The sequence below is a fragment of the Pseudomonas fluorescens genome (assembly GCF_902498065.1).
Taxonomy (GTDB): domain Bacteria; phylum Pseudomonadota; class Gammaproteobacteria; order Pseudomonadales; family Pseudomonadaceae; genus Aquipseudomonas; species Aquipseudomonas fluorescens_BJ.
This window is the reverse complement of sequence record NZ_CABVIR010000008.1, coordinates 176673-189911: the sequence shown is the minus strand read 5'-3', so window position 1 is coordinate 189911 and position 13239 is coordinate 176673. Positions and strand designations below refer to the sequence as shown.

Sequence of the window (13239 nt, the reverse complement as noted above, 5' to 3'; positions counted from 1 at the left end):
CGGCTCCCACAGGGATTTGTGGTGTTACTGGATCAGCGAGCCGCGCAGCGAGTGCGGCTGTGCCGCATCGATGTGCACGTCGGCGAACTGGCCGATCAGGGTCGGATTGTCGCAGCGGAAGTTGACGATCCGGTTATTCTCGGTCCGGCCTTGCAGCTCGCCGGGGTCTTTTTTCGAGTAATCGGTCACCAGAATCCGCTGGACCGAACCGACCATTTGTCGGCTGATCTCGAAACCTTGCTGGTTCAGGCGATGTTGCAGGGCATTCAGGCGCTCTTTTTTCAGCTCTTCAGGCGTTTCGTCGGCCAGATCGGCTGCCGGTGTGCCCGGGCGCTGGCTGTAAACGAACGAATAGGAGAAGTCGAAACCGACGTCTTCGATCAGCTTCATGGTTTGTTCGAAGTCTTTTTCGGTCTCGCCGGGGAAGCCGACGATAAAGTCCGAGCTGATGCAGATCCCTGGCACGGCCGCGCGCAACTTGCGAAGTTTGGATTTGTATTCCAGCGCGGTGTGGTTGCGTTTCATGGCCGAAAGAATGCGGTCCGAGCCCGACTGCACCGGCAAGTGCAGGTGTTTCACCAGTTCCGGCACTTCAGCGTGGGCCTGGATCAGGCTGTCGGAGAACTCCAGCGGGTGCGAAGTGGTGTAGCGGATGCGGTCGATGCCATCGATGGCGGCGACCACGCGGATCAGCTCGGCCAGATCCGCCAGGCGACCATCGTGAGTCGTGCCGCGATAGCCGTTGACGTTCTGGCCCAGCAGCGTCACTTCGCGCACGCCGTTCTCGGCGAGGTGGATGATCTCGGCAATCACGTCATCGAACGGGCGGCTGACTTCTTCGCCGCGGGTGTAGGGCACCACGCAGAATGTGCAGTACTTGCTGCAACCTTCCATCACTGACACATAAGCGCTCGGGCCATCGATGCGCGGCTCGGGCAGGTGGTCGAATTTCTCGATTTCCGGGAACGAGACGTCCACTTGCGGCAATTTGGTGGCGCGGGCGGCGTCGATCATTTCCGGTAAGCGGTGCAAGGTCTGCGGGCCGAACACCACGTCCACGTACGGGGCGCGGTCACGGATGGCGGCGCCTTCCTGGCTGGCCACGCAACCGCCGACGGCAATCACCATTTCAGGGTTGGCCAGTTTCAGTTCGCGCCAGCGGCCGAGCTGGGAATACACCCTGTCCTGGGCGCGCTCGCGAATCGAGCAGGTATTGAGCAGGATCACGTCGGCGTCTTCAGCGCGAGCGGTAACTTCCAGGGCCTGATGTTCACCCAGCAGATCGACCATGCGCGAGCTGTCGTACTCGTTCATCTGGCAACCGTGGGTTTCGATGTAAAGCTTCTTGGCCATGGATACAGTCATCACGTGATTCAAAGAACCGCGCATTATAGGGAACATGTCCCCAGGTTCCTACCGCTGCGCGTCCGGTGGCTATGCTATAGTTCGCGCCCTCATTTTTATCCCCCGATGTGTTGCTCGCCCACCATGACCAAACGTGAAGCTCCAATCTACAAGGTGATTTTCCTCAATCAGGGCCAGGTGTACGAAATGTACGCCAAGCAGATCTATCAAAGTGATCTGTGGGGCTTCCTGGAAGTGGAAGAGTTCGTCTTTGGCGAGCGCACGCAAGTGGTCGTCGACCCGAGCGAAGAGAAGCTCAAGGCTCAGTTCGAGGGTGTCGTGCGCAGTTTTGTGCCGATGCATTCGATTGTGCGCATCGACGAAGTCGAACGTCTTGGCACGCCGAAAATCAGCGAAGCCCGTGGCGCGGTCGGCAATGTCATGCCGTTTCCGATGCCGATGCCTGAGAAGTAAGCCTCTGTGGCGAGTGGGCTTGCCCCCTCGCCAGCGCTGGAATCAGGGAAGAGGCGAGAAAGGCGTACGCCCATCCACGCTCTGCAATTCCATCAGGTACTTGCGGAAGATTTGCCCAAGCACCTGCGTTGCAACCTCAAGTTCTTCACGCGGCATCTTCTCGGCGACTTCATCCGCCGTATCCAGCGCTTCTTCCGCACCATTGACCGCCGCCATTTTCAGCACGATATATGCCTGAACGTTATTGGCCGGTACGCCTTCGCCGTGGAAGAACATGGTGCCGAGCTTGAATTGCGCCTGGGCATGGCCTTGCAACGAGGCCTTTTCGAAGTAATCCAGGGCTTTTTTGAGATCGCGCGGGGTGTTTTTGCCGTCGTAGTAGAACTCACCCAACTCGTATTGCGCTTGTGCATCCCCTTCATCCGACGCTTTCTGACAGGCGGCGAGCGCCTGTGCCAGGTCTTGCGGCTGGGTATTGAGGGTGCAGCGACCCATCGCTGGGATTAACAACGAGTTGCCGCCTGCTTGTGCGAGCGCGAGCAGGGGCTGAAGGAGCAACAGGCAGCCCAATGCAAGGGCGCGGCCGGTGCGGTTCATGGGAATCGACTTACCTCTGAAGGGCGCGCGGACCCAACGAGGGGATCCAATAAGCGCGCATTATGAAATAAGCAGGGCCAACCTTACAAAGTCTTTACTCGTTTTTCTGCTGCGCGGGGAATATATCGCCCGGTTTACGGGGGATTATCGGCAGATGAGTAAGAAAAGACGCTGGAATGTAGGTAAAAGCTGACGCTGGCAATCGCCAACGTCAGCGGCACAGGGTTATTTCAATGCAGCGAAAGCGCGCTCGGCGGCATCCAGCGTCAGTTTCAACTCGGCTTCGCCGTGGGCGATCGAAGTGAAACCGGCTTCGAATGCGCTCGGTGCCAGGTAAACGCCGCCTTCAAGCATCAGGTGGAAGAAGCGGCCGAACAGCTTCGCGTCGCTGGCCATCACGTCATCGAAGGTGACGATGTCGTCGGCGCCACTGAAGTACAAGCCGAACATGCCACCGGCCTGGGTGGTCACGAACGGAATGCCGGCGGCGTCGGCGCGCTGTTGCAGGCCATCGAGCAGGCGGCTGGTGTAGTCGCTCAGCTCGGCGTGGAAGCCTGGGCGGCTGATCAGGCGCAAGGTTGTCAGGCCGGCCGCCATCGCCAGCGGGTTACCCGACAAAGTGCCCGCCTGATATACCGGGCCCAGTGGCGCGATGTGCGACATGATTGCGCGTTTGCCGCCGAAGCAGCCAACCGGCATGCCGCCACCGATGATCTTGCCGAACGTGCTCAGGTCTGGGGTGACGCCGTAATGCGCTTGAGCACCACCGAGTGCGACGCGGAAACCGGTCATCACTTCGTCGAAAATCAGCACCACACCGTGCTTGTCGCACAGGGTTCGCAGGCCTTCGAGGAAGCCCGGCGCCGGCGGCACGCAGTTCATGTTGCCGGCCACTGGCTCGACGATGATGCACGCGACCTCCTGGCCAACTTCGGCGAGCATGGTTTCTACCGCGTCGATGTCGTTGAACGGCAGGGTCAGGGTGTGTTTGGCGAAGGCCGCCGGTACACCAGCCGAGCTCGGCACGCCTTGGGTCAAGGCGCCGGAACCGGCTTTGACCAGCAGGCTGTCGGAGTGACCGTGGTAGCAGCCTTCAAACTTGATGATGCTGTCGCGGCCGGTGAAACCACGGGCCAGGCGAATCGCGCTCATGGTCGCTTCGGTGCCGGAGCTGACCATGCGCACCATTTCCATCGACGGCACGATCGAGCAGACCAGGTCGGCCATCTCGGTTTCCATCTCGGTCGGGGCGCCGTAGGACAGGCCGTGTTCCAGCTGTTTACGCACCGCGTCCAGCACGTCCGGGTGGCTGTGGCCGAGGATCATCGGGCCCCAGGACCCGACGTAATCCACATAGCGCTTGTTGTCTTCGTCGGTGACGTAGGCGCCTTCCGCGTGTTTGAAGAACAACGGCGTACCGCCCACGCTCTTGAATGCGCGAACAGGCGAGTTCACGCCACCGGGAATGTGTTTCTGGGCATTGGCAAACAGCGTTTCGGAACGAGACATGATAGGACTCTCAAATCAGACTTTTAAGCTACTTAGATAGAAAGCAGGGCATTAAAGGCGCGGGCGCGACGGGTGACTTCAGCCGTGCTCTCGGCGCCGAACAAACCGTGGACCACCGCCAGCAGATCGACCCCGTGGGCCACCAGCGGGGCGGCGTTTTCCAGAGTGATGCCGCCGATCGCGCAGATCGGCAGGTGCAATTTGCTGCGGGCCTGGTCGAGCAGTTCGAGGCTGCAGGCCGGTGCGCCGGGTTTGGTGTTGGAGTTGAAGAAGCGGCCGAAGGCGACGTAGCTGGCGCCTTCCTTGGCCGCTTGCTCGGCGAGTTCAAGTTGCGCGTGGCAAGTCGAACCGATGATCGCCTGGCGACCGAGCAGTGCCCGCACCGGCATCAGCGGGCCATCGGTCTGGCCCAGGTGCACGCCGACGTTCAGGCGTGCGGCCAGTTCCGCATCGTCATTGATGATCAGATGGGTCTTGTAGCGTTCGCACAGATCGCGCAAAGCTTCAGCCTCGCGCAAGCGGCGGGCCTCGTCGCTGGTCTTGTCGCGGTATTGCAGCAGAGTGACGCCGCCTTCCAGCGCCGCCTCCACGTACGAAAGAAATTTACCGGCCAGTAACTGGCTGTCGGTAATGGCGTACAGGCCACGTAGTTTCATCGGGCAAGCCTCATGGCGTTACGAACAGAAATCCAGCGGCAGGCGGCGCGGCACGAACTGACCTTTGCCCAACTGCTCGGCATCGCGCAGGGTGCGCCACGTGTAGTTAAGCGCGGTCTGCACGGCGCTGACGAGGTTTTCACCTTGGGCCAGACGACCGGCGAGGGCACTGGCCAGCGTGCAACCGGAACCGTGGTAACTGCCGGGCAAGCGTTGACAGGTATAGGTTTCGCGCAGGCCGTCGCGGCTGTACAGGCGATTGTGTATTTCGTGTTCATCGCCGTGGCCGCCGGTGATCAGCAGGTGTTTGACGAACGGCAGGAGTTTTTCAGCGCACTCGTCGGCGGTGCCTTCGGGCAGTTCGGCGAGGATGCGGGCTTCGGGAAGGTTAGGGGTGGCGATGATGGCCAAGGGCAGCAGGCGTTCGCGCATCGCGTAGCCGACTTCATCCTTGCCCAGTCGTCCGCCACCGCCGGCGCGCAGCACCGGGTCGCAGACCATCGGCAAATGCGGGTGCGCCTGCAGCAGTTCGACGACGGTGTCGACCATTTCCAGGGAACCGAGCATGCCCAGTTTGACGGCGGCGACTTCGGAATCGTTGAGCACAGCGATGGCCTGAGCCAGCACCCACTCACGGTCGAGGACGCGGAAGTCCGTGACATTGACCGTGTCTTGCACGGTCAGGGCGGTGACGGCCGGGGCCGCATGACAACCCTGGGCAAGCAGGGCTTCGATATCTGCCTGCAAGCCGGCGCCACCACTTGGGTCGTGGCCGGAGAGACAGAGGACAACGGGGCGAGAGCTGTAGATATTCATGGTGCGCGAGCTTACCACCAAACATCAATTTTCGGGTGCAGTGCCCGCCACGTCTGCCGATAGAGAGTCATGGGCGGGCAATGCAACGGCCGGGATCGGCAAAAACTGACCCGCCAATCAACTCTGGCTCAATGTTATCCGCTGTAATGCCCGTGCTAGAGCCTTTGCAGGAAAAATTTCAATGGTGTTCAATGGCCATCAACGGCTATGCTAGAGTGGATCCAAACCAATAACAGGTAATGCCGGTTTTACGTCTTCTCAAAAGGAATGAGGGGCTTCCTGAGATAACCGGACAGGCCACGCTGGGGCTTAAATGCGCTATTTGCTGATGTTGCTGTTTTGCTTGCCCCTCATGGCGAGCGCAGTCGAGTTCGATGAATTCACTCAAAGCCTGCCCCTGGGCCGAGCCCTGCAAGTGTTCGAAGATGCCGACGGTCAGGCGACCATCGATGATGTCCGTGCGCAAGCTGCGGCCGGACACTTCAAACCCCACGACAAGGCCACGCTCAACGCCGGTTACTCGCGTTCGGTGTTCTGGTTGAAAATCGACCTGCATTACCGCCCGACCAATCCCGGCGCACAACGGACGTGGCTGCTGGAACTGGCCTATCCACCCCTCGATCACCTTGATCTGTATTTGCCCGATGCTGGCGGTGGCTATCAATTGGCCCGTCAGACCGGCGACGCCTTGCCGTTCAACACTCGCGAGATTCGCCAGAACAACTACCTGTTCGATCTGAATTTCACACCCGATCAAACGCAATCTGTGTACTTGCGCCTGCAAAGCGAAGGGTCGATCCAGGCGCCGGTCACCTTGTGGTCGAGCACCGCGTTTCTTGAAGAACAGCCGGTTCGGCTATATGTGTTGGGCCTGATTTACGGCGTGTTGTTGGGGATGCTGGTCTACAACCTGTTCATCTATCTCAGCGTGCGCGACACCAGTTATCTCTATTACATCTTCTATATAGCCTCGTTCGGCCTGTATCAGCTGTCGGTGAATGGCGCGGCCGTGCAGTATTTCTGGCCGGACAATCCGTGGTGGGCCAATGCCGCGACGCCTTTCTTCATCGGTTGCGCAGGGCTGTTCGGCAGCCAGTTCGCCCGCAGCTTCCTGCAAACGGCGACCCTCAACCGCTGGCTCGATCGCTTGCTGCTGGCGTTGATTGCGTTCGGTGCGGTGGTTGTCGGGTTGTCGTTGATGACCAGTTACGCCTTGGCCTTGCGCTTGGCGACAACGTTGGCCCTGACGTTCACCGTGGTGATTTTCGCTGCAGGGTTTTTCGCCTGGTGGCGCGGCTTGCGGGTGGCGCGTTATTTCATCATCGCCTGGTCGGCGTTTTTGCTCGGCGGCATCATCAACACATTGATGGTGTTGGGTTACCTGCCGAACGTGTTCCTGACCATGTATTCCAGCCAGATCGGCTCGGCCATCGAAGTGGCCCTGTTGTCCCTGGCCCTGGCCGACCGCATCAACGCCATGCGCGAGCAGCAGGCGCAGACCTTGTTCGATGCCAGTCAGAAACTCGAAGTGCTCAACCAGCAACTGGCGCACAGCAACAAGCTCAAGGATGAATTCCTCGCCACGCTGACCCACGAATTGCGCACGCCGATGAACGGCGTGATCGGTTCGCTGGAGTTGATGCAAACCGTCGAGATGGATCCGGAGCTGGAGCAATACCAGCAAACGGCTGCCGGTTCGGCGCGAGACATGATGCGCATGGTCAACGGCATTCTTACCCTGACCGAATTGCAGGCCGGCAAGCTCAAGGCTTCGGCGTCCACCTTCAGTTTGCGCAGTGTGGTCGATGCTTTGCGGGTGCAGTTCGACGGCAACGCGTCGGGCAAGTCGCTGGACTTCAAGGTCGACGTGACGCCGGGCCTGCCCGACCGCTTGCACGGCGACAGCGTCAAGTTGGCGCAATGCCTGGAATGCCTGTTGGATAACGCGATCAAGTTCACGCGAGTGGGCGGGGTGGCGCTACGGGTCACGGGTAAAAACGTGGAGCCCGACAGAGTGGCGTTGTCCTTTGCGGTGATCGACACCGGCATCGGTTTTACCGATTTGGGCGAGGCGACGCTGTATCAGCGGTTCTTCCAGCTCGACGGCTCGATGACCCGTGAGTATGGCGGCCTCGGTGTCGGCCTGGCGATCTGTCGACAACTGGTCGATCTGCTCGGCGGGAACCTCACGCATCGCTCCGAACCAGGTCGTGGCAGCCGTTTCCAGCTTGACGTCGAATTTGAACTTCCCGTGGTAGACCGCGTGACAACGCCATTGATGACCCGCGAATTCCCGCGCCTGCGCTTGCCTCAGGACTGCACGGTGCTGCTGGTGGATGACAACAGCATCAATCAATTGGTGATGCGTGGCATGTTGCTCAAGCTTGGGTTCCAGGTCCGCACGGCAGGCAACGCAGTGGTCGCGCTGGAAATCCTGCAGCGTGAAACTTTTGACGCCGTACTCCTCGAGGGTCAGTTGTCGCCCCTCGATGGCGTGTCTGTCTGCTGCCAGATCCGGGCCTTGCCGGGTTGCGCCGAATTGCCGGTGTTTGTGATTGCCTCGAGTGCTGACCGGGATCGTTGCCCAACCGGTGCCTTGATCGATCACCTGAGCAAACCGGTGAAATTCGAAGACTTGCAGGCTGCGTTATATCGACGAGTGCTTTGTCCGAAACAAGGCGAAAGCGCCGACAGTTAGGCGGATATGCCACTTTGTTCGGCCTCGGGGCAGTGCTTAACTGAATCCCTTGGTTGACCAAAGGAGCCCCGTCATGAACCTGCATCAGTTCGCCGAAACCCACGAAGTCACCAACCAGCCACCGTCGCTGGATGGTGTAAACCTGTATCGCATCGATCTGCCGTTGCAGGAGTGGTCGCGGCGTTTCGGGGCCGGTTGGGCTGAATCGCGGATCGACGCTTATGGCGCACTGGCCGGCGGACCGCTGATGGAAGCGGGGTTTCTGGCCAATCAGAACAAGCCAGTGTTCAGCAGTCACGACCGTTATGGTCACCGCATTGATCTGGTGGAATTTCACCCGGCGTATCACGAGCTGATGCGAACGGCCATCGAACACGGACTGACCTCGCTGCCCTGGGCGCATCCACAGGACGGCGCCCACGTCGCCCGCGCCGCCATGACCTATCTGCACAGCCAGGCCGAAGCCGGCAGTGGTTGTCCGCTGACCATGACGTTCGCCAGCGTCCCGGCGATGCGCCTGCAAGCGGATCTGGCCAAGCAGTGGCTGCCGAAAATCCTCGCCACCGAATATGACCCGCGCAACCTCGGCATGGCCCACAAGGCCGGCGTCACCGTCGGCATGGCCATGACCGAGAAGCAGGGCGGCACCGATGTGCGGGCCAACACCACCAAGGCGTATCCGGTGGGGGCCAGCGGTCCCGGCCAGGCTTATGAGCTGGTGGGCCACAAATGGTTCTGTTCCGCGCCGATGTGCGACGCCTTCCTCACGCTGGCGCAGACGGACAAGGGTTTGACCTGTTTCCTGTTGCCCCGCCATCGTCCGGACGACACGCGCAATCAGTTCTACATCCAGCGCCTGAAGAACAAACTCGGCAATTGCTCCAACGCCTCCAGCGAAGTCGAGTTCCGGGGGGCGCTGGCGTGGATGGTCGGTGAAGAAGGGCGCGGCGTTCCGACCATCATCGAAATGGTGGCCATGACCCGCTTCGATTGCATGGTCGGTTCCAGTTCGCTGATGCGCCAGGCATTGACCCAGGCCAGCCATCACTGCGCTCACCGTAGGGTCGGCGGCAAGCTGCTCAGCGAGCAACCGTTAATGCAGAACGTGCTTGCCGATCTTGCACTGGAAAGTGAAGCGGCCCTGGCGTTGAGCCTGCGCATGGGCAAGGCGCTGGATCATCTGGATGATGAGCACGAAGCGAAATTCGCCCGCCTGGTGACGGCGGTGGGCAAATACTGGATCTGCAAACGCGCGCCCGCGATGATCAACGAAGCCGCCGAATGCATGGGCGGTGCGGGTTATGTCGAAGACAGCATCCTGCCGCGTTTGTACCGTGAGGCACCGGTCAATTCGACATGGGAAGGTTCCGGCAACGTGCAATGCCTGGATGTGTTGCGGGCGCTGTCGAAAGAGCCCGGTGTGCTCGATGTGCTGTTCAGCGAATTGGGCGATGGGCACGGCGACAAACGGCTGGCTGCGCACATCAGCCAACTGCAGGTGGCCTTCAAGGACACCAGCGACATTCAGTATCGTGCGCGGCAGCTCACGGAAGACATCGCCTTGGGGCTACAGGCCAGGCTGTTGCTGGAGGCGGGCAATTCGGCGGTCAGCGATGCCTTTATTGCCAGCCGTCTGAATGGCGGCGGCCGAGTGTACGGTGCGTTGCCTCGGGGATTGGATGTGGAAGCGATCGTCGCCCGGTCAACCCCGCTTCTGTAACAAACACCGACCTCCTGTGGGAGCGAGCCTGCTCGCGATGACGGACTGTCAGCCAACAAAACTGCTGAATGTTGAACCGCTATCGCGAGCAGGCTCGCTCCCACATTGGATCTGTAGTGGGTTCAGGATTTATGTACCAACACGCCACTGTTCCCGTGAAGCGACGATGCAGGCAAGATGAAGGCCTGCAAGTCAGAACACAGGATGCTGATCGTGACCGAAGCTTTTATTGTCGTTCAAACCGCCGAGGAAGCCGTGGACCGGCTTGCTCACCTGCACAATCGTGCCACCACCGCGCTGAACCAGGCGCTCAAGCGTTACCTCAAGGATCGAGTTGAACCGGACGCCGAACAGCGTGCGATGTTTCGTTATCCTGAACTGCGTCTGACCTACCATTGCCACGGCGAAGTCCCGCAAACCACCCGAGCCTACGCCAAGGTGCAATTGCCGGGGACCTACAGCGTCACCGTCACCCATCCGGCGGCTTTCCGCAAATACCTGCTGGAACAACTCGTGCCGTTGATGCATGACTTCACCGTGACCGTGGAAGTCGGCATCAGCCAGCAGAACATTCCTTATCCGTACGTGGTCGAGCAGGGCGATGAACTGGCCGGCTCCGGCGTGACTGCGGCCGTGCTGGCGCGGGTGTTCCCGAGTACCGACCTGTCCGCCGCCACCGATGGTATTGCTGACGGTTTGTACGATTGGGAAAACACCGACCCGCTGCCGCTGGCCCTGTTCGACGCCGCGCGGGTGGATTTCTCGCTGCGCCGGCTGGTGCACTACACCGGCAGCGACTGGCGTCATGTGCAGCCGTGGATTCTGTTGACCAACTACCACCGCTACGTTGACCAGTTCATCGTTCATGGCCTTGAGCAGTTGCGCAGCGATCCGCGTTTCGTGCGCATGGTTCTGCCGGGCAACGTGATCATCGAAAAGAGCATGGATCACGGCGAAGCCTCGGCGATTGCGGCCGGTGTGGTTTGGCATCGCTATCAAATGCCGGCCTATCACCTGATTGCCAGTGACGGTCATGGTGTGACCCTGGTGAACATCGGCGTCGGCCCGTCCAACGCCAAGAACATCACCGACCATTTGGCGGTGCTGCGTCCGCATTGCTGGCTGATGATTGGTCACTGCGGCGGTTTGCGTCAGTCGCAGACCATTGGCGACTACGTGCTGGCTCACGCCTACATGCGCCGCGACGGGATTCTCGACCGGGTGGTGCCGCCTAACATTCCGATTCCGGCCCTGGCCGAAGTGCAGATGGCGTTGCAGCAAGCGGCGGCCAACATCACCGGCGAGAAGGGCGACGAGCTGAAGAAACGCCTGCGCACCGGTACCGTGCTGACCTACGACGACCGTAACTGGGAATTGCGCTGGGCGCAGGAACGGCCGCTGATCAACCTGTCCCGCGCCGTGGCGGTGGACATGGAAAGCGGCACCATCGCCGCGCAAGGTTATCGCTTGCGAGTGCCGTATGGCACGTTGCTCTGTGTGTCGGACAAACCGCTGCACAGCGAAATCAAACTGCCGGGTTCGGCCAACGCTTTTTATGAGCGCGCGGTCAGCCAGCACTTGAAGATCGGTATCGAGGCGGTGGATCTGTTGCGCACCGAACTCAACTCGTTGCACTCGCGCAAACTGCGCAGCTTCGACGAGCCGCCGTTTCGGTAACAGTTGTCATGGTCATTTGGCGGTCAGGGCACTAGCATTAGCAGCCCTGACCGTTAGATGTTCTCTTCGCCATGTCCCGTCCCCAACGTCCCGTTTCCCGCCGCCCTGGCGTGAAGCTTGCGCCATCCTCATCAGCCCCGCGCCGTGTCGCCAAGGCGCCACCGGCCGAGCCGAAGCTGATCCTGTTCAACAAACCTTTCGATGTGCTGACGCAATTCAGCGACGGCGAAGGGCGGGCGACGCTCAAGGACTACATCGAGATTCCCGGGATTTACCCGGCAGGACGGCTGGATCGCGACAGCGAAGGCTTGCTGTTGCTGACCAACGACGGCCAGCTTCAGGCGCGGATTGCCGATCCCAAACACAAACTGGCGAAGACCTATTGGGTGCAAGTGGAGGGCGAACCGAGCGCCGAGCAGTTGCAGCGTTTGCGCGAGGGTGTCGAGTTGAATGACGGCATGACCTTGCCCGCCGAAGCGCGGCAACTGGATGAGCCTGAATTGTGGCCGCGCAACCCGCCGGTGCGTTTTCGCAAAAGCGTGCCGACCAGTTGGCTGGAGCTGGTGATTCGCGAGGGGCGTAACCGTCAGGTCCGGCGCATGACCGCAGCGGTCGGCTTGCCGACGTTGCGGCTGGTGCGGGTCAGGATCGGGGACTGGTCGATCGAAGGGCTCGATCAGGGCCAGTGGAAAGAAGTGCCGGCGCGCTTATAACGTGCCGGATTCGATCAAACCGATGACCACGCTTTTGATCACGAATGCGGCCACGCCCAGACCGAGCACGAAGAACAGGATGAACGAGCCAAAGCGCCCGGCCTTGGATTTTTTCGCCAGATCCCAGACGATGAAACCCATGAAAATGATCAGAATGCTGACCAGTCCGGTCATCATCCACTCTTCGAATACTGCAGGATCCATCAGGTAACTCCAGCGCAAGCGGGGCTAAAAGGCGCTGGAGTATACGGCATGGGGGATTGGCGCAGTATTGACCTGCGGCGGTGTGTCGCAGCTATTCGTCGCCTGTGCAGACCCCTTCGCGGGCAAGCCCGCCCCACAGGTTATGTATCGATCACGATATTGCGATTGACACAAAACCTTGTGGGAGCGGGCTTGCCCGCGATGGCGGATTCAGCTGCGCAGATGAGTCAGCGGCAACTCAGTGCTGTTCAACACCTGATTCAACACAAAACTCGACCGCACACTCGTCACCCCTTCAATCCGTGTCAGATGCCCCAGCAGCAATTTCTGATAGTGATCCATGTCCGGCACCACCACCTTGAGCTGATAGTCCGCATCCATCCCCGTTACCAGGCTGCATTCCAGCACTTGCGGCAACGTGCGAATCGCCGCCTCAAAGTTTTCGAAACGCTCCGGCGTATGCCGGTCCATGCCGATCAGCACATAGGCGGTCAGGCTCAAACCGAGCATCTTGCGGTCCAGCAGGGCCACCTGGCGGGTGATGTAGCCGTCGTCCTCCAGTTGCTTGACCCGGCGCGAACACGGTGAAGGCGACAGGCCGATGCGTTCGGCCAGCTCCTGGTTGGAGATGCGCGCGTCGCGCTGCAATTCCGCCAAAATGCTCAGGTCGTATCGGTCGAGTTTGCTCATCAATCAGGCCTTTGTCATATCAATTGCGGCAGATTATCTATCCAGGGTTAAAAATTGCGCAAGTCATGTTTATTTGAGCAATCTTCGCAATCATCTGTCGCCGCTGCAGGCCTATTCTTATCACCAGAATCACTGCTCGGA

12 protein-coding genes are annotated in these 13239 nt (G+C 60.1%); 5 read left to right on the top strand and 7 right to left on the bottom strand.

The genetic code is table 11. From position 1 onward, the window contains the following. Positions 1-24: 24 nt before the first annotated feature. The gene (miaB, locus tag F8N43_RS24525; RefSeq protein ID WP_191623648.1) at positions 25-1353 is read right to left on the bottom strand and encodes a tRNA (N6-isopentenyl adenosine(37)-C2)-methylthiotransferase MiaB; all 1329 of its coding nucleotides are present in this window, start codon (positions 1351-1353) and stop codon (positions 25-27) included. A gap of 135 nt (positions 1354-1488) precedes the next feature. Here miaB and F8N43_RS24520 point away from each other — a divergent pair, with 135 nt between their 5' ends. After that, positions 1489-1818 (top strand): DUF1820 family protein, encoded by a 330-nt coding sequence (locus tag F8N43_RS24520; protein WP_007894425.1) that lies wholly within the window; start codon positions 1489-1491, stop codon positions 1816-1818. Positions 1819-1860: 42 nt separating this feature from the next. Here F8N43_RS24520 and F8N43_RS24515 read toward each other — a convergent pair whose 3' ends face one another. The 4 genes from F8N43_RS24515 to F8N43_RS24500 all read right to left on the bottom strand — a co-directional run bounded on the left by F8N43_RS24515 (position 1861) and on the right by F8N43_RS24500 (position 5396). Then, entirely contained in the window at positions 1861-2415 is a 555-nt protein-coding gene (locus tag F8N43_RS24515; protein ID WP_150630387.1) for a tetratricopeptide repeat protein, read from the bottom strand. A 225-nt stretch (positions 2416-2640) separates the two neighbouring features. Further along, a complete protein-coding gene (gene hemL, locus F8N43_RS24510) occupies positions 2641-3924 on the bottom strand; it encodes a glutamate-1-semialdehyde 2,1-aminomutase (protein WP_150654494.1) in 1284 nt (427 codons plus the stop codon). Positions 3925-3956: 32 nt separating this feature from the next. Then, complete coding sequence (thiE, locus tag F8N43_RS24505) at positions 3957-4580, bottom strand: thiamine phosphate synthase (protein WP_150630389.1); 624 nt, start codon at positions 4578-4580, stop codon at positions 3957-3959. Between the two features lie 18 nt (positions 4581-4598). Beyond that, positions 4599-5396, bottom strand: a complete 798-nt coding sequence (locus F8N43_RS24500; protein ID WP_150654493.1) for a hydroxymethylpyrimidine/phosphomethylpyrimidine kinase — start codon at positions 5394-5396, stop codon at positions 4599-4601. Between the two features lie 313 nt (positions 5397-5709). Here F8N43_RS24500 and F8N43_RS24495 point away from each other — a divergent pair, with 313 nt between their 5' ends. The 4 genes from F8N43_RS24495 (at position 5710) to F8N43_RS24480 (ending at position 12204) form a co-directional block, all read left to right on the top strand. Continuing rightward, positions 5710-8094: a hybrid sensor histidine kinase/response regulator gene (locus F8N43_RS24495; RefSeq protein ID WP_150630391.1), complete on the top strand. Its 2385-nt coding sequence runs from the start codon at positions 5710-5712 to the stop codon at positions 8092-8094. A 73-nt stretch (positions 8095-8167) separates the two neighbouring features. Continuing rightward, a complete protein-coding gene (locus F8N43_RS24490) occupies positions 8168-9814 on the top strand; it encodes an acyl-CoA dehydrogenase family protein (RefSeq protein WP_150654492.1) in 1647 nt (548 codons plus the stop codon). 177 nt (positions 9815-9991) lie between these two features. Next, positions 9992-11491, top strand: coding sequence for an AMP nucleosidase (gene amn / locus F8N43_RS24485; protein ID WP_191630150.1), 1500 nt, complete (start codon positions 9992-9994; stop codon positions 11489-11491). A 71-nt stretch (positions 11492-11562) separates the two neighbouring features. Beyond that, positions 11563-12204: a pseudouridine synthase gene (locus F8N43_RS24480; RefSeq protein ID WP_150654491.1), complete on the top strand. Its 642-nt coding sequence runs from the start codon at positions 11563-11565 to the stop codon at positions 12202-12204. Here F8N43_RS24480 and F8N43_RS24475 read toward each other — a convergent pair. After that, entirely contained in the window at positions 12199-12408 is a 210-nt protein-coding gene (locus tag F8N43_RS24475) for a DUF2788 domain-containing protein (protein WP_007937369.1), read from the bottom strand. The two genes, F8N43_RS24480 and F8N43_RS24475, sit on opposite strands and share 6 nt — an antisense overlap. Before the next feature lie 210 nt (positions 12409-12618). Continuing rightward, positions 12619-13098: an Lrp/AsnC family transcriptional regulator gene (locus F8N43_RS24470; protein ID WP_007894448.1), complete on the bottom strand. Its 480-nt coding sequence runs from the start codon at positions 13096-13098 to the stop codon at positions 12619-12621. Between the last annotated feature and the right edge of the window lie 141 nt (positions 13099-13239).